This window comes from Photobacterium damselae subsp. damselae (assembly GCF_038086725.1).
In the GTDB taxonomy this organism is placed as follows: Bacteria; Pseudomonadota; Gammaproteobacteria; order Enterobacterales; family Vibrionaceae; genus Photobacterium; species Photobacterium damselae.
In genome coordinates this window covers 568222-589481 of the sequence record NZ_CP146971.1, presented here as the reverse complement: position 1 = coordinate 589481, position 21260 = coordinate 568222, and the positions used below count along the sequence as shown (strand labels likewise).

14 protein-coding genes are annotated in these 21260 nt (G+C 40.1%); 10 read left to right on the top strand and 4 right to left on the bottom strand.

What is annotated here, in order from left to right:
- Window positions 1-132: 132 nt before the first annotated feature.
- The 5 genes from glgC to WAX86_RS17435 all read left to right on the top strand — a co-directional run bounded on the left by glgC (window position 133) and on the right by WAX86_RS17435 (window position 10401).
- Window positions 133-1350 (top strand): glucose-1-phosphate adenylyltransferase, encoded by a 1218-nt coding sequence (gene glgC / locus WAX86_RS17455; RefSeq protein ID WP_044178495.1) that lies wholly within the window; start codon window positions 133-135, stop codon window positions 1348-1350.
- On the top strand, window positions 1340-2857 hold the full coding sequence (gene glgA, locus WAX86_RS17450; protein WP_341489787.1) for a glycogen synthase GlgA: 1518 nt from the start codon (window positions 1340-1342) through the stop codon (window positions 2855-2857). The genes glgC and glgA overlap by 11 nt, the downstream gene beginning before the upstream one ends.
- Before the next feature lie 252 nt (window positions 2858-3109).
- Window positions 3110-6421, top strand: coding sequence for a pullulanase-type alpha-1,6-glucosidase (gene pulA / locus WAX86_RS17445; protein WP_341489786.1), 3312 nt, complete (start codon window positions 3110-3112; stop codon window positions 6419-6421).
- 70 nt (window positions 6422-6491) lie between these two features.
- Window positions 6492-8558: an alpha-amylase gene (locus tag WAX86_RS17440; protein WP_341489785.1), complete on the top strand. Its 2067-nt coding sequence runs from the start codon at window positions 6492-6494 to the stop codon at window positions 8556-8558.
- A 124-nt stretch (window positions 8559-8682) separates the two neighbouring features.
- Window positions 8683-10401, top strand: coding sequence for an alpha-galactosidase (locus WAX86_RS17435; RefSeq protein WP_341489784.1), 1719 nt, complete (start codon window positions 8683-8685; stop codon window positions 10399-10401).
- A 108-nt stretch (window positions 10402-10509) separates the two neighbouring features.
- Here the strand turns inward: WAX86_RS17435 and WAX86_RS17430 are convergent, their stop codons facing one another.
- The 4 genes from WAX86_RS17430 to malK form a co-directional block, all read right to left on the bottom strand.
- Complete coding sequence (locus WAX86_RS17430; protein WP_065171472.1) at window positions 10510-11325, bottom strand: MalM family protein; 816 nt, start codon at window positions 11323-11325, stop codon at window positions 10510-10512.
- Between the two features lie 102 nt (window positions 11326-11427).
- Complete coding sequence (locus WAX86_RS17425) at window positions 11428-12672, bottom strand: maltoporin (RefSeq protein WP_065171546.1); 1245 nt, start codon at window positions 12670-12672, stop codon at window positions 11428-11430.
- Window positions 12673-13302: 630 nt separating this feature from the next.
- Window positions 13303-13482, bottom strand: coding sequence for a hypothetical protein (locus WAX86_RS17420; RefSeq protein WP_036765723.1), 180 nt, complete (start codon window positions 13480-13482; stop codon window positions 13303-13305).
- A 276-nt stretch (window positions 13483-13758) separates the two neighbouring features.
- Window positions 13759-14865: a maltose/maltodextrin ABC transporter ATP-binding protein MalK gene (gene malK, locus WAX86_RS17415; RefSeq protein ID WP_065171473.1), complete on the bottom strand. Its 1107-nt coding sequence runs from the start codon at window positions 14863-14865 to the stop codon at window positions 13759-13761.
- Between the two features lie 428 nt (window positions 14866-15293).
- Here malK and malE point away from each other — a divergent pair, with 428 nt between their 5' ends.
- The 5 genes from malE to sufB all read left to right on the top strand — a co-directional run bounded on the left by malE (window position 15294) and on the right by sufB (window position 21259).
- Entirely contained in the window at window positions 15294-16475 is a 1182-nt protein-coding gene (malE, locus tag WAX86_RS17410; protein WP_106261450.1) for a maltose/maltodextrin ABC transporter substrate-binding protein MalE, read from the top strand.
- A 69-nt stretch (window positions 16476-16544) separates the two neighbouring features.
- Window positions 16545-18140 carry a maltose ABC transporter permease MalF gene (gene malF, locus WAX86_RS17405; protein WP_106261449.1) on the top strand — a complete coding sequence of 532 codons (1596 nt, stop codon included), beginning with the start codon at window positions 16545-16547 and terminating at the stop codon, window positions 18138-18140.
- An 11-nt stretch (window positions 18141-18151) separates the two neighbouring features.
- Complete coding sequence (gene malG, locus WAX86_RS17400; RefSeq protein WP_005305300.1) at window positions 18152-19042, top strand: maltose ABC transporter permease MalG; 891 nt, start codon at window positions 18152-18154, stop codon at window positions 19040-19042.
- Window positions 19043-19408: 366 nt separating this feature from the next.
- Window positions 19409-19777, top strand: coding sequence for an iron-sulfur cluster assembly accessory protein (locus WAX86_RS17395; protein WP_065171475.1), 369 nt, complete (start codon window positions 19409-19411; stop codon window positions 19775-19777).
- A 3-nt stretch (window positions 19778-19780) separates the two neighbouring features.
- On the top strand, window positions 19781-21259 hold the full coding sequence (sufB, locus tag WAX86_RS17390; RefSeq protein WP_065171476.1) for a Fe-S cluster assembly protein SufB: 1479 nt from the start codon (window positions 19781-19783) through the stop codon (window positions 21257-21259).
- Window position 21260: the final 1 nt, after the last annotated feature.

Genomic DNA, 21260 nt, shown 5'->3' with positions numbered 1-21260 from the left:
TTGCAGTTTGTCATACCGTAAGTAATCAAATTTATGTAATTTTCTATCATTTTTGTATCTTATAGGATTTTAAATTGCTATGCAGCGTGTTATATATGATTGCGATTGCTTATATAACACGGAGGTAACATCATGGCTGGTGTATTAGGAATGATTTTAGCAGGCGGTGAAGGGTCAAGATTACGTCCCTTAACAGACACAAGAACAAAACCTGCGGTGCCATTTGGCGGTAGTTATCGCTTAATTGATTTTGCATTAAATAACTTCGTTAATGCAGATTTATTGAAAATTTATGTACTCACCCAGTTTAAATCTCAATCCTTATATCTTCATATGAAGAAAGGATGGACAATTTCAGGAATTACCGATCGTTTTATTGATCCAGTACCTGCTCAAATGCGAATGGGTAAGCGTTGGTATGATGGTACTGCAGATGCGATCTATCAAAATATTCGCTTTATTGAAATGGAAGACCCGGATCAAGTCTGTATTTTTGGTAGTGATCATATCTATAAAATGGATGTGCAGCAGATGCTAAACTTCCATAAAGAGAAACAAGCAGAACTGACGGTGTCTGCTTTACGAATGCCTCTGTCTCAAGCCAGTTCGTTTGGTGTTATTGAGGTCGATGAAGATGGTTGCATGATCGGTTTTGAAGAAAAACCAGCCAATCCAAAGTCGATCCCTGGAGATCCAGAACACGCGTTGGTTTCCATGGGTAACTATATTTTTGAGACTGCAACACTGCTTACTGAGCTTGAGGCAGATGCTATTGATGATTCTTCTAGCCATGATTTTGGCAAAGATATCATTCCAAAGCTCTTCCCTCAGGGTAAAGTGTTTGTTTACGATTTTAATAACAACATTATCCCTGGTGAAAAGAGCACTGGTTACTGGCGTGATGTTGGTACGATTGAAGCGTATTGGCAAGCTCACATGGATCTATTAGCAGAAGAACCCGCGTTCTCACTGTATAACTCCAAGTGGCAGTTACATACCTATTATCCGCCGCTACCGCCGGCAACGATTATCGATAGTAAAGAGTGCAAAGTTGATATTAATAACTGCATGATTTCAGCGGGCAGTTATATTCATGGTGCAACGGTTCATAAATCGGTTCTAGGTTTCAAAACAAATATCGATACCTGTTCCATCATTACTGAATCAGTCATTCTAGGTGATGTGAAAATTGGAGCTAACTGTTCGATTCGCCGCGCTATCATTGATAAAAACGTTGAGATAGCACCAGGTACCATCATTGGTGAAAATTTAGAAGAAGATCGTAAGAAATATCATGTCTCAGACGAAGGCATTGTTGTGATTCCAAAAGGAGCAAAAATTGGTTTCTAAACGTAAGCCAGCAGGGAAAGCACTTAAGATCCTTTTTGTTGCGTCAGAAGTGGATGGCTTAGTTAAAACTGGAGGCTTGGCAGATGTTGCCAAGTCTTTACCTGCGACTCTAAAATCTATGGGGCATGATGTGCGTATCGTGCTGCCTTTTTATCAAACTATCAAACATTCAGACGAAGCAACTGAGTGTGCCAAATTAAAACTTCATGTTGAAACTCAACCTGAGCCGGTATTTTATCGTGTGATGGATATGAATGTGGCAGGAGTTCCTGTTTGGGCTTTAGATGTGCCTCATTATTTTGCTCGTCCTGAGATCTACGCAGAAAATAATGTTGAATATGCTGACAACGGTGAGCGATTTTCATTTCTAGCTGCAGGGGCATTAGATTGTTGCCAGCAGCTAGGTTTTCAACCGGATGTTGTTCATTGTAACGATTGGCACACAGGGCTAATTCCGTTTCTACTAAAAACGCGTTACCGTCAAAGTGATTTTTTTGCGAATACACGCAGCGTGATCTCCATTCATAATGCTGTATTTAAAGGTGTTTATAACTACGATCAGTTCAGCTTGATCCCTGAGCTTATTCAACATCGTTACCTAAACTTAGAGCAAGATCGCGCTCATATCTCAATGTTGAAAGCTGGTGTTGCGTATGCTGATCGCATCAATGCTGTAAGTCCTAATTACGCCACGGAACTACTGACCGATTTAGGCTCTCATGGTATGGGATGGGAGTTCCAGCAACGTGCTCGCGATCTTTTCGGTATCGTAAATGGTTGTGATTATGATGATTGGAATCCAGAAACCGATGGCTTTATTAAGCAGAAGTACAAAGCCAATAAAGTGAGTTTGGTTCGTGGTAAAAAAGCTTGTAAGCGCGATTTACAACAGCAAGTTGGCTTACCTGAAGATGATGTGCCTATTTATGGGATGGTATGTCGCCTAACTGAGCAAAAGGGTATCCATTATCTTGTTCCAATTTTGCAAGACTTTTTGCTCAATGAGGTTCAAGTGGTGATCGTGGGAACCGGTGACCCAAGGTTAGCTGAACAGCTTCGTCAAATTAGTCTAGCAAATCCAACTAAATGTGCTTTTGTTGAAGCTTACAGCAATCCACTTGCGCACTGTGTAGAAGCTGGATCCGATTTCTTTATGATGCCATCTGAGTTTGAGCCTTGTGGTTTAAATCAAATGTACAGTTTAGCGTATGGTACATTACCGATTGTGCGTGCTGTTGGTGGCCTAAAAGATACGGTTATTGATTACGATGCGACACCAAAATTTGCAACTGGCTTTATTTTTACACAACCTACACCAGAAGCATTATTGATTAAACTCCAGCGTAGTTTGCTGCTTTATTGCCAGCAACCACAGGAGATTAAACGTCTACAACAAAATGCGCTAGCGTGTAAGTTCAGTTGGCAAGAATCGGCACAACAATATTTGGATATGTACCGCTCTATGTGGGCTAAGCAGTCCGAAACGAAAATGGAACAAGAAGCTTAAATGAATAAAGTTATGACCTCTAACTTCAGAGCATAACAATAAAAATGCCGAGATACGATAAGGCCTGTGGTGATGAACACTACAGGCTTTTTTTGTAGGCCTACAAACTGTGATTATTTGTCAAAAAATCATTATTTTATACTGATTATTAACTGTGAGATGCCCTTCGTCACAAAATGTAGTGGTCGCGACTTTTTACTATGTTGGCAGTTTTTAAGTTCAAATCTATTCTAGGTTTATAAGGAATGAGCCATGCAATTTAAATTGTCCCCGCTATCTAAAACCCTTGTTTCAATTCTGACGACAGTGACCATGATGGGATGTAATGATTCAGATTCAACCGTTGATAGTAAAGATGGGTACTTTGATACCACAAATCCCCCAAATATTATTATTAAATTGCCGCCAACGGATGGGCTAACAGCCAAACTCAATAGTGCCGGGGATGTCAGCGAACCCGTTCAAGCCAAAGATGGTGAAGCGGTTGTGTATTATGTGACTAAACCTGATCAGACCCGCAGTAATCAGTTTGCCAATTACAGTTTACACATTTGGAATAATGATCAATGTGATAGAGCTGCTGATGATATGGTTAATGGCGCGTGGGATAACACGCAGAATACTCCAACAGGAATTGATAATTTAGGGCCTTATTGGAAGATTAATTTAAAAGGCGGTAAGAGTCATTGCATTAACTTTATTGTACGAGATGATAAATTGTCCAATGTGTTAGGTGGTGATGCTCAATTGGATTTTAACCAAATATCTGATCGAACAGCTTCCTATCTTTCTGGCGATACTAAAGCCAAAGATTCTCGCGAAGAAGCTTTTGTGGCGATCTCTGGTGTAGCGAATGCAGAAGCGCATTTAATTGGAGCTAAGACTTTAGTATGGAATGGTGCTGCCAACGCAGATCAAGTGCGGCTTTACGTTTCGTTAAAAGGGGACATTGAGCCTAATAAGAATTACCAATATACCAATGATTATATTTTACTTGAGCCAACTCAGCTTACTGCCCAACAAGAGAGTCGTTTCCCATATCTTGCTGGCCAACAAGCTTATGCCATTCCTGCTGATGTTGATATGCGCTCTATTGTAAAAGCAGAAACCGTTACTTTAGCTGTTGATAAACAAGGAACTGTTCTTGCGGGAACCAAAGTACAAACGGCTGGTATACTTGATCAATTGTTTGCGCCAAAAGCACAGTCTGAACCGTTGGGCTCAATGCTGGTCGATAATGGCGTACAGTTTAAGGTGTGGGCCCCGACGGCACAAAATGTTGTATTGATCTTATTTGGTGACAACAAAAAAGAACTTGGTCGCTTGCAGATGGACTATAACGCTCAATCTGGTGTTTGGACCTCATTAACAGACAAAGCTAAAGATGGTACCTATTATCGTTATTTGATTGATGTATTTCATCCAGTATCAGGCCAAGTTGAGCAATATCAAGTCACAGACCCATATTCTTTGAGTTTGGCGATGAACTCCAAATATAGTCAAGTGGTCAATCTTGATGATCCAAATCTAAAACCAGATGGGTGGGATGAGTTAGCTCGACCAAGAGATCAATCAAACCCTGCTACTTTTGTTATTTATGAAGCTCATGTACGCGATTTTAGCGCTCATGATGAATCTACAAAACCTGAGTATCGTGGTAAGTTTAAAGCCTTTACCCAGTCTGATTCTGTACCTGTTAATCATCTAAAAAAATTGAGCAAAAATGGGGTAACACACTTACACTTGCTGCCCATTTTTGATATCGCCACTATTGATGAAGACACACAGCAAGTAGCCAACATCGAACAGCCATTTTCTACCTTGTGCGCTATTAATCCGGAGGTTTCTCAGTCTACATTCAGCGCAGAGTGTCAGAGTAATTTGACTATCGCAGAAGTTTTAGAGCGAGAGCAAAGTAGTGACAGTGCTGAAAATCCAACAGTACAAGAGCTAAATCGTCTGATCTCTGCAACAGATAGCTTCAACTGGGGATACGACCCATTTCATTACACCGTACCTGAAGGCTCTTATGCAATAAATGCAGAAGGGAAAAGCCGTATTTTAGAAATGCGTGAAATGGTTCAGGCTGTTAAGCAAGATATCAATATGAATGTAGTAATGGATGTTGTTTATAACCATACCAATTCTGCAGGTCCTCTGAGTGATACTTCTGTTTTAGATAAAATTGTTCCTTGGTATTACAACCGACTAAACCCATTAACTGGAGCGGTAGAAAACTCGACATGCTGCTCTAATACAGCACCAGAACATGCCATGATGGCAAAGCTTATTAAAGACTCGTTAGTGGTTTGGTCTCGTGATTATAAAATTGATGCTTTTCGTTTTGATTTAATGGGGCATCACCCATTATCTCAAATTCAAGATGCATTACAGGCTGTTCAACATGTTGATCCACAAACCTATTTTTATGGTGAAGGTTGGAATTTTGGTGAAGTGGAAAACGACAAATTATTTGTTCAAGCCACACAACCTAACTTAGCTGGAACAGGTATCGGTAGTTTTTCCGATCGACTTCGTGATGCAGTTCGTGGTGGCGGTCCATTTGATGGTGGAAATGCATTGCGAGAAAATCAAGGATTTGGCAATGGTGCTTATGTTCAACCAAATGAAATAAGTACAACATCCAAAGAAAGTGCACTACATGCTACAGATTTAGTGCGGTTAGGTATGGCAGGGAACCTAAAAGCGTTTAAGTTTGAAAATGCGCAAGGTGCCATTATTCGAGGAGATCAGTTGGATTATAATGGTCAACCAGCTGGTTACGCGAAAGATCCTACAGAAATTCAAAACTACGTATCTAAACATGACAACCAAACATTATGGGATAACCAACAGTATAAGATCCCGTATGATGTATCAGGAGAACAGCGAGTTCGAATGCAGGCCGTTTCTTTAGCCACAGCAATGTTAGGACAAGGCGTGCCATTTACTCATATGGGGTCAGAACTACTACGATCTAAATCAATGCAACGAGACTCTTATGATTCTGGAGATTGGTTCAATAAAGTCGATTTCACATTGCAAGATAATAACTGGAATAAAGGATTACCTCGCAAAGATAAAGACGGTGATAATTATTCTATTATTGAGCAAGTGATTTATGGTAGTGGCGCTCATGCTCAGCCAAGCTCTAAAGAAATGCAGCAAATGGTGGATTACTATCTCGATCTTGTTCATTTACGTCAAAGCTATCCTCTCATTACTTTAGGTACAGGAACTGAAGTGATAAAACGCGTAGCCTTTCATAATACGGGAGTCGATCAGCAACCAGGGTTAATTATTATGAGTATTAATAACGGCCAAGGTTTACAAGATATCGATTCAACGCTTGATGCTATGGTTATTGCGATTAATGCAACGCCAGAAATAAAGACATTTGATATTGGTTTTTCAGGTTTTGAATTGAGCAATCAATACCGTTCTGATTTAGCAAAAGGGGCTAAAGTGGATGGAAATCTATTAACGATTCCTGCATGGACGCCAGCAGTTTTTGTGATGCCTCGTACCAATGAGCGTTCACAAGGACTTCCTGTTTCCCACTAATACATTAGATAGAAAAGCTCTTTATCTTACGATTATAACGAGGTAAAGGGCTTTGCTTTAGGTATGTTGTATGAAAATAAATCTCTTAATAGCTCTTATTTCAGCGCTATCTAGTAGTGCTGTTATTGCTAATCCATCACTTACTATTTCAACTTCGACAACCAGCCGAGATTACCCATTATCCGATCTTCAGAGTTTAGTTATTCCTTTGGTGAAAGGGGAATATCAATTAAAAATTGAAGGTATAAATAAAGATTGTCAGTCACCAATTGCGAAAAAAATAAGATTTAATCAACCGTTGAATTTAAATTGTAGTAAACCAACCGTACTTCCTATTAAAATTCGATTTAGTGGTGATTATGCTTTTGAATATGATGGAAAGAAACAGACGGTATTAATTAAACGTGCACCTAAAAAACAGACACACAGTGTATTTAAACGACCAATCCCCCAAATAGACTGCGAGCAATATCATGGCGGTTTGGTCACGCTTGATTTGGCCAATACATATCCGGATGGAACTCAATTACGAGAAGTGTTTACGCAACAAAATGTGGTGGTGAATAATGGTAAGGTTCGACTCACGCCTTCAATAAATAGTGCTGGATTAGTGTTGTTAGAGCCGCTTACACAAGTAGAACCAAAACCTTCTTTTAACTATCGTAATGCTAATATTTACTTTGTGATGTTGGATCGCTTTAATAATGGTGACACTCGTAATGATAACAGCTATGGCCGTCACAAAGATGGCAAGCAGGAGATAGGTACCTTTCACGGTGGTGATATACAAGGTGTTATTGATAAACTGGATTATATTCAGAGCCTTGGAACCAATGTTATTTGGTTATCTCCCATAGTTGAACAAGTACATGGCTTTGTCGGTGGTGGAGACAGCGGTTCTTTCCCTTTTTATGCCTATCACGGTTATTGGACTCGAGATTTTACTAAGATCGATGCTAATTTAGGTAATGAAGCTGAGTTAAGAGAGCTTGTGAGTCAGGCCCATCAGCGAGGCATCAAAGTACTGTTAGACGCCGTTATTAATCATGCAGGGTATGCAACACTTGCTGATTTGCAATTAGATGACATTCAAGTTGTAAATCGCGAGCAAGTTCCAAAGCAGTGGGCAGATTGGCAACCGAAATCAGGTCAGAGTTGGCACAGTTATAATTCGTTAATCAATTATCAAAGCAAAGAGTGGCAACAGTGGTGGGGGAAAGATTGGGTTCGTGCAGGATTACCTAACTATTTGGCTCCGGGTAGTGATGATATTACGATGACGCTTGCTGGCTTACCGGATTTTCTTACCGAATCAGAGAAAGTTGTTACACCTCCTCAGTGGTTATTGGACAATCCTGATACACAAGTAACAGCAAAATCAAATTACACTGTGAGTGATTATCTTATCGAGTGGCAAACCGATTGGGTTAAACGATTTGGCATTGATGGTTTTCGTGTTGATACTGTAAAACACGTTGATGGTGAGGTTTGGCAAAGATTGAAGCAACAAGCTGGTGAAAAATTACAGCAATGGCGGCAACTGCATAATAGTAAAAACAATGAACCATTTTGGATGATGGGAGAGGTGTGGGGTCATGGCGCTTATCGTAGCCCTTATTATAATGATGGTTTCGATGCTCTGATTAATTTTGACCTGCAGAAAAAAATGGATCAAGCTGCAGTTTGCTTCTCACAAATGAAACCTGTGTATCAAGATTATAACCAGCAGTTAAAAAAATCTGCAGACTTTAATATGACCAGTTACATATCCTCTCATGATACTGAGTTATTTTTTAGCCGTTATCGATCTTTTGAGATGCAAAAAAGTGCCGCAAATGCTCTGTTACTTAGCCCTGGAGCGGTTCAAGTCTTCTATGGTGATGAGATCGGTCGAGATTTAGGGCCTTATGCTGATGATTTTCATCAAGGAACCCGTTCTGATATGGTGTGGAAACTTAATGATGAGCAACAAGCGTTATTACAACATTGGCGGACAGTCGGACAATTTAGGCAACGACATCCAGCCGTTGGTGCAGGCGTTCATCAAGAGCTTACTCAGCAACAGGGTTATGCTTTTTCTCGTCAATTAGGCACTGATAAAGTGGTAGTTGCATTTGTTGGTAATCCTAAGAAGTAACGCGGTTTTATTCTAAATAATAGACAATTCTTACTGATATTATCAATTTGTGTAAACGATCTCATTATGTAGGGGTACAAGACAGGTAAAGTGGATAATCCTTTATTATTCCTGAAGTTATAAAATGTCTTGTACCTTAAATTCGATTCCCTTCCAACCTGCTGCAAATATTGATGTTTCGATATGCCATGAACAGCTCAATGTCGTTTATTTAACCGCAGAATCAACACATTCACTCAGCGCAACTACCTTAATAGGGCGATTTACTTTTCCATATCAAGGAACAGAATCCATTATTGGTGATGGCTTTCAAATGCTGGCTCAAACTGGTGGAACAATAGAACAACCACAAGCTGTTGGTCGATGCCCTGATAATAACAGTGAGTATCGTATCTATCCGCACGATGCGCCAAACCGTTATTATAACTATCTTGTGATAGAGCAAGAGAGGCAATTTACTTTATTCGGTTTTACTTCCTGTCACCGTTTTGCTGGTTACTTTGAAATTCATGATCAATCTATTTACGCTTTCATTGATGGTGAGCACTGTGTATTTAAACCAGATACAACTGATGGTATTACACTTGAGCAGATAGTTACTGTGGTTGGGTCTAATTTACAAGATGTATATCAGAGCTTCACAAAGGCGATTAATCGTAACCATCCAAAGCGAAATGATACGCAACGATCACCTGTAGGTTGGTGCTCGTGGTATGCCTATTATGCAGGGGTGTCAGCTTCAGATATTGAACAAAATATTCGCTGCATGACAGGTGAGAATAAAAATATTGAATGGGTATTACTGGATGATGGTTATCAAGCTTATATGGGAGATTGGCTGACTCCATCGGAACGTTTTTCGGATGGTATTCAAACGGTGATAGCCAAGATTAAACAACAAGGGAAACAACCAGGAATTTGGTTAGCGCCATTTATTGCAGAGCCAAGTTCAGAGATTTTTAAACAACATCCTAATTGGTTTGTGTGTCATCAAGAAGGTGAATTGCTCAAAGCTGAAACTGTAACTTATGGCGGATGGCGATGTACGCCTTGGTATATTCTTGATACTTCACATCCAGAGGTTCAAGAGCATCTAACCTCTGTGGTTAAAACTATGCGGGAAGAGTGGGGCGTTGAGCTATTTAAGTTAGACGCAAACTACTGGGGAACACTTAAAGGTGTGCGTTATCAAAAAGATTGTACAGGTGTGGCAGCTTATCGTTTAGGGATGGAAGCCATTGCCAAAGGTGCTGGTTCAGCTTGGTTATTAGGTTGTAATGCACCAATGTGGCCATCTTTAGGATTGGTTGATGCGATGCGAGTGTCTGATGATGTTGAGCGTAATCCTCACCGTTTTAGTCAAATAGCACAAGAGACGTTTTATCGCAGTTGGCAGCATTTGGCGCTGTGGCATATTGATCCTGATTGTGTCACCTTAATCGATCTCGAAAGTCAAAAAACAAGTCATAACAGTTATCTATTCCATCGTGATGTGGTTTTAGCAAGTGGTGGGTTATTGTTATCTGGTGATCCATTAGCTTATTGGACACCATTCGCTCAGCAGTCGTTTCATCGCTTAGTTAAGCGTCAATGCCAAACACTAAATAGCGCTGAGTTTAATGATCTCTCTTTAGCTCAAGCAGAGTTAACTTTAGACAAGCAGCAAACACTTTATATTGGATTTAATTATAATGATGTAAATGCACGTACTGTGACGTTTGATGCCAAAAGAAATAAAGACTGGTTTGATTTTTGGACAGGAGAATGTGTGGCAATGGGTGTATCTACATATCAAGTTCAATTATCGCCGGGATTAAACAGTTGTAGTGTAGTTGCCCGTTAATAAGTGATAAAAAAGAGCCACTCATTAAAAGTGGCTCAACTGTAAAATTAGAAAAAGAAAAGTTACTCATTTACGACGTGTTGCAAGGAAACTAAGTTGTTCAATTTATTAACTTTGCGCTTTAACAGCAGTAATAAAGACTGAACGCGCTTTATCGATGCCTAAACGCTCAGCTTCATCTAATAACTTCATTGCTTTTTCGATATCATTTTTCTTTACAGCTTGTTTGATACCATCAAGATAATAACTTTTTGTTTCATCAAGAGTAGGGGCTTGATCTGCAACCACCACAGAGGCTTGGGCTTGTGGCTGGTGAGTCAAATAAGGTGTTGAAATTGATAAATTCAACTTACCATAGGGTGAGTGATTGACTTCTGGGTTTGGAATTTCGGGTGGTACATTTCCATGAGCTATAGCATAAGCTTTGGCTGGATGAAGTACTTCCGTTTTTTGTGCTAAATCTTTTGCCGTGGTGTAAATAACCATATTAACGGTTGTTTCTGTAATTGGCGGTAAGAAAGTGAATTTACCTTCAAGCAAATCGCCATCTAAAAATTTGGCTGGTTTATAACTAAAATCAGCAAAAGAGAATGTCTGTAACACTTCACCCTTATTATCAACAAAGGCGATATTTGGAGCATAGACCCCTTGATCTATGATGCTTTGTAAATCAACCGTTATCGCCCCACGATTTGCTGGTATTTGAAAAGCGGCAATGGCTCCAGCACTGTTAAATTGTTGACTGGTTTGACTATTTTTATCCAGGGTGAAAGTGACTTTTGTCGGAATATTAAGCGGTTGCCAGTGAATATCTGAGCTTTGTTTTATTTGAGCTTGTGCTACTGATGTATCTAAGGATTGGGTTTGTTGCGCACAGCCAGAGAGAAGGACTGCGGAAATCGCCAATGCTACAGCTTTGTTCATAATGCTACCCACGTTTGGCTGCTAATTAATGGATCATCAATGGAGAAAAATATACGGTCAATCAAATAATTGACCGTATTTATTTAAGTTAAACTGAAACGATTACCACCAAGCTTCAGCTTGAACACCGATGTTGTATTCGTTGTCTTTATTGCCAGCAAATTTACCGTCGTCATTTTTTAGGTAGCTTGCGTATAGGCGGATTTCAGGACGAGCCCAGAAGCTAGAGCCTGCAGTCCATGCTTGAGCAAGGGTGTATTTTTGACCACCAGAGTTATTTGCATCAGTTGCACCATCGTTAGCAAAGTAACCGGCTTCAAAGATGGTCTTATGATGATCATCCCACTTGTAAACAGGGCGAACTACAGCAGAGAAGTTAGTGATATCCTGCTTTTGACCATCTTGGATATCATCGATAGTTGATGCCCACACTAGTTGGTGAGAAAGATCCCAGTGTTCGCCAAGGCTGATTACACCATGGTTAATTAAGCGATAAGCTGAACCACCGTGTTTAGCTTCAGCAGCGTACCAGTTACCTGCACCACCATAAACCATTGGCGCACCATAACCTTCGTTACCAAACTGGACAACAGTCTTGTTAAAGCCACCAAGAACGCTTTGAGTGAGTTCTGCCGTTAGCATTACGCCATCTTTGGCATTTTTTGCTGCTTGATTTGCATCGTGATCTGGATTGGCAATTGCGTAGTCAATACCAAGCTCAAGAGAGGCGCCATCCCATAAATTTAGACCGGCATAACGAGCGTCTAAAATATTCATGTTTAGTGGCTGGATTTCATCAGGGATTGGATTGAAGTCTTCTGCTTCGCGATCAGAACGAACCCATGCTAAAGAAAGCTTACCTGGACCCATTGCGATATTTTCGATACCAGCACCAGCACCTGAGATATCCCAATAGTAACGGTCAGTAATATGAATATCATGACGTTGGTAGTAACGTTTACCTGCCCATAGTGTTGCTTCTGGTGCAAAGCCAAGTACGCCTTTCGCTTCAACGTTTAGCTGGCGTAATGCAATTTTAGCATCGTCTTTTTCTGTGCCTTCCCAGTCATTTGAACCGTTAGAAGTGGCTGCTAGCATGGTATTAACACGGAATGTCATGTCATCTTGTTGGTAAATATTAGAGCCTAAACCAATTTCACCATATGCATCGCCTTCATTACCTAAACGACCTAGGTTATTTTTTTCGAATTCGAACTGTTGACCGTGGTCACCACTGATACCCACACCAGCACGCATATAACCGAAGAAATCTACATCAGCAGCCATGCTTGCTGTAGACATTAGTGCTGCAGATACGGCTGCGGCTGTTAGACAAACCTTGTTCAATTTCATGGGTGAAACTCCTTCATGGAACATTATATTTGTTATGCCAGTTTCATCACGGTGAATAATCTGATTTAAAATTGATTGCTTATAAGTAATCAGAATATTGCTGAAAATTAATAGTGCAGAGGAGGTAGAGTATTATTAATTTTCATCCCACAGTGATAACTCGCTTTTTTCAAATAAATTAGGATTGAAGATTTATTTGATGAGTTGATTTTTATCTTTTTAATAGTCGTTAGCATCATCCTAAAAAAGAAATAGTTAAGGATGAGATGGGAGGATGAGTGCAAGGATCACATTTTGTTGAGATGCGTCGAAAAATTAGTTTTAAAGCAATAAGTTGTGTGACTTACTTCACGAGTAAATAGCCTTACTTATAATGAGATGAATAATAATGAGATTGGCATCACAAGAATCCATAGGAAAGTATATGGAGTAGAAGCAGTATTTATCTTCTAAATTGGATGGTTAGTGTGATCATATTCAAAATTATTGATAAGATATTTTTTTTAAAATAAAAAGTAAAAAATAAGGGGGATATATTATCTCCCCTTTATCTTTCGAGTCGCTAATATCCAAATTGCTTAGATATTAGGTCTGTATACCCAAGCTATTTTAGAATAAACAAAACTACTCATCCCAATAGCTACGACCTTCTAGTGAATAAGGCTCATTTCTATCATATTGGTTTCGCTGTCCTCGAATTCGAGATAACTGAGCTTCCAGTTCTTTTGCTTGCTGAAAGTGACCTTCTTGATAAGCCAAAGAGATTCTCAATTCCAAGTCTTCAATGCGATCGTTGTGATTCATACTTAGCCTCCTTGATGTGGATAAATACGCATCAAAACCAATATGGCGTTTGTGTCATTCAACCCGGCAACACAATAACGAGTCAAACCCCAAAAGGATTGATGGAGAATTCTATCCCACTGATCCATCTAGCGAGTAGAACATTAAAAGTATAGTTGACAATGGCAAGATCGAAAAAAGGTAAGGCTGCATAGCAAACCTTACCTGCACAAAAACCAATATTATGGCACTGAGCTAATGGTCAATGGATTCGGCAATCCAAATAATAAAACCTAATTAAATTTTTTCCTCATAGAGGCGGCGACAAGCAGTGCCATCGCTATGGAATAGATGACAGCGATGGGCTGGAATTCCGACTTCAAGGCGATCTCCTGCATTAACATCAAGAGTATCTGGCTGGCGATAAATAAAGTCAGCATCAACATTGTCCATATTCAAATAGACCTGTGTTTCATGTCCTAATTTTTCGACAACAAGGACTTTACCCTCAATGCAGGCATCACCATCACAACAAGGCACTAAATGTTCTGGACGGACACCCAGTGACATTCGAGAACCGCGTTCTACGGTTGAGCCATCAACAGGTATCCAGAATGCATTACCATTAGCCAGTTGAACCATAACACGATCATTTTCAACTTCTTCGACAAAGACACTCATAAAGTTCATCTTTGGTGAACCAATAAATCCAGCGACGAAACGATTCTGTGGGTAATGATAAAGCTCTAATGGGCGGCCAACCTGAGAGACAAATCCACCATCTAATACCACAATTTTGTTTGCAAGAGTCATAGCTTCGATCTGATCGTGAGTAACGTAGATCATTGTACAACCCAGTTGTTTATGAAGTTTTGCTAATTCGATACGCATCTGCACACGAAGCGCTGCATCTAGGTTTGATAAAGGTTCATCGAGAAGAAAAACCTGAGGTTGAGCAACAAGTGTTCGACCAATAGCAACACGCTGACGTTGACCACCAGACAGTGCTTTAGGTTTACGCTCTAATAAATGTCCTAGCTGCAAAATATCGGCAGCATGATCCACTCGGCGTTTGATTTCACTTTTATCGGCTTTAGCTAGTTTAAGGCCAAATGACATATTGTCGAATAGGTTTAAGTGGGGATATAGCGCATAAGATTGGAATACCATGCCCACACCTCGTTGAGATGGGGGAACATCATTCATACGTTTATCACCAATGTATAAATCGCCAGAAGTAATGTCTTCTAAACCAGCAATACAGCGAAGTAATGTAGATTTACCACAGCCTGATGGGCCCACGAAAACGACAAATTCTCCGTCCTGAATATCCAAATCAACATTTTTAGATATTAGGTTATCTCCATACGCTTTACATACGTTTCGTAAAGTGACACTTGTCATTGTGCCTGTCCTCTATTTTTTGTTGTGTCGGTGAGCACATTTTTAATCAATGGCTTACTGGCGACGAATATTATCTGGATGTTGGAATTTTTACTCAGTTTTTTTGATAAAACATCCTCCTAAATTGATCTGGTTCAAGGGGGATGAAGGGGGAGGAGTACCGAGTTCACACTTTGCTAGTTTACTAGATGAAATCTATTTAGTAGATGAATATCCTGTGCGTGCTATCACAATATGTACTTATATTTAGATCTTCGTCACACCGCCTATTCGAGCCAGATCACGCTTTGAATAACTGCTGTAGGGGGGCGTAGTATTTAGGATGATGTAGGCCTACACAAAGTTAGGGATGATAGTGGTGAAATGACGTTACCCACTAAATAACCATGTAACGTTGCCAAAAATAACAATCAGGAAGGATGTTAAAGATGAGAAAAGTCCTCAGTACCGTTGCCCTATGTACTCTTGCTGCACTTGGTTCAGTTAATGCTTATGCCGCGATTGAAGAAGGTCAACTCACTATTTGGATTAATGGTGATAAAGGCTATAACGGCCTAGCTGAAGTTGGTAAAAAGTTTGAAGCAGATACTGGTGTAAAAGTGACTGTAGCTCACCCAGATGCGTTGGAAGAGAAGTTTCCTCAGATGGCATCAACTGGTGATGGTCCTGATATTATCTTCTGGGCTCATGACCGCTTTGGTGGATATGCTCAAGCAGGCCTTCTGGCTGAAGTGAAACCAACAGAAGCATTTAAGAATAAGTTCACTGATTTCACATGGGATGCAGTTTCTTACAATGGCAAATACATTGGTTATCCGGTAGCGGTTGAATCCCTTTCTCTTATCTACAATAAAGATCTTGTTCCTAATCCACCAAAGAATTGGGAAGAGATGGCTGCACTAGACAAAGAGCTACAAAAGAAAGGCAAGCGCGCCATTATGTGGAACTTACAAGAACCGTTCTTCACATGGCCAGTGCTTGCTGCTGATGGTGGCTATGCCTTTAAGTTCACTCCAAATGGTTATGATGCTAAGAATGTTGGCGTAAATAATGATGGTGCAAAACGCGCAATGACGTTTATGAAGCAGATGGTTGATAACGGTGTTATCGCAGCTGACGTTGATTATGCGATTGCAGAGTCTGGCTTTAATAAAGGTGATGTTGCAATGACAATCAATGGTCCATGGTCTTGGGCTAACATTGATAAAGCTGGTGTTAATTACGGTGTCACGGTTCTACCTAAACTAAGTGGTAACCCATCTAAGCCATTTGTTGGTGTATTAACTGCAGGTATTAGTACTGCATCTCCAAACCAAGATCTTGCAGTTGAGTTTCTTGAGAATTATCTACTGACAGATGAAGGTTTAGCGACTGTAAATAAAGACGTTCCTCTCGGTGCTGTTGCACTTAAGTCTTATCAGAAAACATTAAGTAAAGATTCTCGTATTGCAGCAACGATGGATAACGCCCTAAATGGTGAAGTTATGCCTAATATTCCACAAATGGCTGCCTTCTGGTACGCAGAGAAAGCAGCGATTGGTAATGTATTAACTGGCCGTCAATCTGTTGATGATGCGCTTAATACTGTTGCTGAACGTATGACTAAGTAAGTTATTGAATTCGTACTATTAATGGGGGAGTTGTTGCTCCCTCATTTACCCGCATTGTGAGGAACTCTGATGCAGTCTCATCAAGCAGCCGATATGACACTAGAGAGCCCTGTAGGGGATATGTCTGTCGGTATAAAAAAAGACTCTCAAAATAAAAAATGGTTGAAATGGCTTGCTCTAGGCTTGATCAGTATTATTAATGGTTATGCGACCATTTTGATGTACGCCCGTGGCGAGTACGCTTTTGCTTTATTAACATTAGTTTTAACATCGCTTGGCGTTTATGTTTTTGCTCGTAAAAGCATGTATGCACACCGTTATATTTTCCCAGGTGTTGCTGGCATGATTTTATTTATTATATTCCCTCTTATGTACACCATAGGTTTGGCTTTCACTAACTATAGTGGCACCAACCAGCTAAGTTTAGAGCGCGCTCAAAGCGTTTTACTTCAACAAACGTATCAAAGTGGTGATAGCGTAAAATTCTCTCTTTATGATGATAACGGTAAAGTGCATATTGCTTTACAAGAGGGGAACAAGTGGTATCAGACACCTGCATATGATTTGAAGCAATTACCAACAGAGCCGATTTCTCTGACTGAGGTTGCCGTACCTTCTGGTGATAAAGCACCATTAAAGCAAGTTATCGCTAATCGTAAAGCATTAAGTGACATTACCTTAATTGGAGTTGAGGGTAATAACCTCAAAATGTCAGGTTTGCGTACTTTTGCTGAAATTGAACCTGTTTATACACTCGAAAAAGATGGTGAAACTCTTATTAACCATCAAAAAGAGATTACACTAAAACCTAATATGGATATCGGGTTCTATCAACAAGTTGATGCTAATGGCCAATTTGTTGGTGAGCCGCTTTCGCCAGGCTTTATAGTTAATATTGGTTGGGACAATTTTTCCCGAATCTTTAATGATCCAGGTATTCAACAACCATTCTTTAAAATCTTTGTGTGGACGGTTGTATTCTCTGCTTTAACCGTGATTTTAACCTTGGCTGTGGGCGTCGTGCTGGCTCAAATTGTATCTTGGGAAGAGCTAAAAGGACGTGGTGTTTATCGCTTGTTACTTATCTTACCTTATGCGGTTCCAGCTTTTATCTCTATCTTGATATTTAAAGGCCTGTTTAACCAAAGTTTTGGTGAGATTAACCAAGTACTAGAAGGTTTATTTGGTATCAGTCCTGCTTGGTTTACCGACCCGTTTTTAGCCAAAACAATGCTTATTATCGTCAATACTTGGTTGGGTTACCCTTATATGATGATTTTGGCTATGGGTCTATTAAAAGCCATTCCTGATGATCTTTATGAAGCATCGGCAATGGATGGGGCGGGTCCAATTGATAACTTCTTCAAAATTACACTGCCTCTTCTTGTTAAGCCAATGATTCCTTTGTTGATTGCAAGCTTTGCCTTTAACTTTAATAACTTTGTATTGATTCAGCTACTAACAAATGGTGCGCCAGATATGATCGGCACATCCGTTCCAGCAGGTCATACCGATTTATTAGTAAGTTATACCTACCGAGTTGCGTTTGAAGGTGCAGGTGGTCAAGACTTTGGCTTAGCAGGTGCAATTGCAACTTTAATCTTCCTATTAGTTGGTGGTTTATCACTGCTTAATATGAAATTTACCAAGCTAGAGTCAGAGTAAGGAGTTCGATTATGGCTATGGTTCAACCTCAATCATTAAAATACCGAGTTTGGGCAACGCACATTGGAATGTGGTGTTTTCTTGCTTTGATGATGTTTCCTCTTTTAATGGTGATTGCGATTTCATTTCGAGAAGGAAACTATGCATCAGGCGAATTGATTCCATCTAACCCATCACTTGAGCACTGGAAACTGGCTTTAGGTATTGCGGTACAAAATGCGGATGGTACGGTAACACCTCCGCCATTTCCTGTTCTGACTTGGCTTTGGAACTCCATTAAAGTGGCTGGCTTGACGGCAATTGGTATTGTGACCTTATCAACGACCTGTGCTTATGCTTTTGCTCGTATGAAGTTTGCAGGTAAGACGTTGATTTTACGCTCTATGCTGATTTTCCAGATGTTTCCTGCGGTACTAGCATTAGTGGCATTGTATGCGCTATTTGATCGATTAGGTGCTTATGTACCTTTCCTTGGCATGAATACGCATGGGGGCGTTATCTTCGCCTATATGGGTGGTATTGCACTCCATGTTTGGACGATTAAAGGATATTTCGAATCCATTGATGGTTCTCTTGAAGAAGCTGCTGCACTTGATGGAGCAACACCATGGCAAGCCTTTAGAATGGTACTATTGCCATTATCTGTACCCATCCTTGCAGTTGTGTTTATTCTTTCTTTCATTGCGGCTGTTACTGAAGTTCCTGTTGCCTCATTGCTACTTCGTGATGTTGGATCATATACATTGGCAGTGGGTATGCAGCAGTATCTATATCCGCAAAACTACTTATGGGGTGACTTTGCGGCTGCAGCAGTACTTTCAGCATTACCCATTACGATTGTGTTCTTGCTAGCGCAAAAATTCTTAGTGGGGGGTTTAACTGCTGGTGGTGTGAAAGGCTAATTTACTTCTCAGTACCTATATTATTCCTTGCAATGTAAAAGAGCCAAAGATCTGTTACTCGATCTTTGGCTCTTTTTTTGTTCAATAATTTTATAGCTTCTCATTTCGTATTCTCAGTCTCGTAATGTTCGTGCGATCGGCAAAACTCATTCCCTCACCGTATTTATTCAACAATTACTAATGTTAATAGCAATAACAGTAATTAATATTTCCAGCTTGACGTCAATATGTAGTGTTTTGGTTTTTATAATTATCCATATGTTGTATTTATTTGAACTTGAATAATTTCTACTACTTTCTGTAAGGTTGAATTGATACTGATAGTCATTATCATCTCGTTCAGTTTATTGCTTAGGAGATATAGGCATGAGTAACAATAAGATAAGTGTGACAGAGTTTAATTTTGCCGACATAACATGGAAAGGAATTACCGTTACTCCTGCTGCGGCAGAGAGAATTATTTCGTTATCAAAAAACAATAAAGCAGTTCGTTTTTCAGTAAAAATGTCTGGCTGTACGGGTTATGCATACGTTATTGAACAATTAACCGTAATTGAAGAACAAGATGTTTCATTTAACTCTCATGGCGCACTTTTCTATGTCGCTTTGTCAGCAATGCCTATGCTCGATGGCACTGAGATCGACTTTGTTAAACAAGGTTTGAATCAATCCTTTGTCTACCATAACCCTAATGTAAAAACAGAATGCGGTTGTGGTGAAAGTTTCGGAATTTGATCTATGAGTATACCTGAACTCCAACCCGACATTGATCATGTGCTCAATCATAAGCGCTACAAAGAAGGGTTTTATACCGATGTTGTCAGTGACACCTTTAGTAAGGGCATTAATGAAGAGGTTATTCGCGCCATTTCAGCCAAAAGAAATGAACCCGATTGGATGTTGGAATTTCGCTTAAATGCCTTTAATCATTGGCTCACAATGAAAGAACCTCACTGGTTAAAAGCCGAATACCCAAAATTGGATTATCAAGACTACAGTTATTATTCAGCGCCTAGCTGTGCTCGCTGTGACAATATTGATTCGTCAAATACAGATCAAGAAAGTGCTAATAGTGAGTTTTTAACACAAGAAGTTGAAGAAGCTTTTGAATTGTTAGGAGTGCCTGTTCGGGAAGGAGCCGATATTGCTGTTGATGCTATTTTTGACTCTGTCTCTGTTGCAACGACCTATCACGAAGAACTCAAACAGCTGGGCATTATTTTTTGCTCCTTTAGTGAGGCGATTCAACAATATCCTGAATTAGTAAAAAAATATTTGGGCACAGTTGTTCCTGCAAAAGATAATTTCTTTGCGGCACTTAATGCGGCTGTTGCTTCTGATGGCACTTTTATTTATATCCCCCCAGGTGTTCGTTGCCCTCGTGAGCTTTCAACCTATTTTCGTATTAATCAGGCAAAGACAGGTCAGTTCGAACGCACGATTTTAGTGGCAGATAAGGGGGCATATGTCAGTTATATCGAAGGTTGTTCAGCACCTGTTCGCGATAGCTATCAGCTTCATGCCGCCGTTGTTGAAGTCATCATTCATCAAGATGCCGAAGTGAAATATTCAACGGTCCAGAACTGGTTTGCCGGTGAAGAAGGTCAAGATGGTGGCATTTTAAACTTTGTAACTAAACGAGCTCTATGTGAAGGTCGTAATAGTAAGATGTCTTGGACCCAATCGGAAACAGGTTCGGCGATTACGTGGAAATATCCGAGCGTGATCTTACAAGGGGATAATTCTGTCGGTGAGTTTTTCTCCGTTGCTTTAACCAATGGTAATCAAAAAGCCGATACGGGCACTAAGATGATCCACATTGGTAAGAATACAAAGTCGACCATTATTTCAAAGGGGATCTCCGCAGGCCAAAGCGAAAATAGCTACCGTGGTTTAGTTAAGATTCTCCCTTCAGCACAAGGTGCTCGTAACTATACCCAATGTGATTCTATGCTCATTGGTGATAAATGTGGCGCTCATACTTTCCCAACCGTTGATGTGCGAAACCCATCCGCTCAAATTGAACATGAGGCAACAACTTCCAGGATAGGTGAAGACCAACTATTTTATTGTGTGCAGCGAGGGATCAGTGAGGATGATGCTATCTCTATGATTGTTAATGGTTTTTGTAAGGATGTATTTTCTGAGTTGCCATTAGAGTTTGCCGTGGATGCGCAAAAGCTTCTTTCTATCAGTCTTGAACATAGTGTGGGTTAAT

Excerpts from the sequence above, each read along its gene's own strand:
- sufB (WP_065171476.1), top strand. The coding sequence starts at position 19,781 with ATGAGTATACCTGAACTCCAACCCGACATTGATCATGTGCTCAATCAT.
- pulA (WP_341489786.1), top strand. The coding sequence starts at position 3,110 with ATGCAATTTAAATTGTCCCCGCTATCTAAAACCCTTGTTTCAATTCTG.
- glgC (WP_044178495.1), top strand. The coding sequence starts at position 133 with ATGGCTGGTGTATTAGGAATGATTTTAGCAGGCGGTGAAGGGTCAAGA.
- malK (WP_065171473.1), bottom strand. The coding sequence starts at position 14,865 with ATGACAAGTGTCACTTTACGAAACGTATGTAAAGCGTATGGAGATAAC.
- WAX86_RS17420 (WP_036765723.1), bottom strand. The coding sequence starts at position 13,482 with ATGAATCACAACGATCGCATTGAAGACTTGGAATTGAGAATCTCTTTG.
- malE (WP_106261450.1), top strand. The coding sequence starts at position 15,294 with ATGAGAAAAGTCCTCAGTACCGTTGCCCTATGTACTCTTGCTGCACTT.
- WAX86_RS17435 (WP_341489784.1), top strand. The coding sequence starts at position 8,683 with ATGTCTTGTACCTTAAATTCGATTCCCTTCCAACCTGCTGCAAATATT.
- WAX86_RS17430 (WP_065171472.1), bottom strand. The coding sequence starts at position 11,325 with ATGAACAAAGCTGTAGCATTGGCGATTTCCGCAGTCCTTCTCTCTGGC.
- WAX86_RS17440 (WP_341489785.1), top strand. The coding sequence starts at position 6,492 with ATGAAAATAAATCTCTTAATAGCTCTTATTTCAGCGCTATCTAGTAGT.
- malG (WP_005305300.1), top strand. The coding sequence starts at position 18,152 with ATGGCTATGGTTCAACCTCAATCATTAAAATACCGAGTTTGGGCAACG.
- WAX86_RS17395 (WP_065171475.1), top strand. The coding sequence starts at position 19,409 with ATGAGTAACAATAAGATAAGTGTGACAGAGTTTAATTTTGCCGACATA.
- malF (WP_106261449.1), top strand. The coding sequence starts at position 16,545 with ATGCAGTCTCATCAAGCAGCCGATATGACACTAGAGAGCCCTGTAGGG.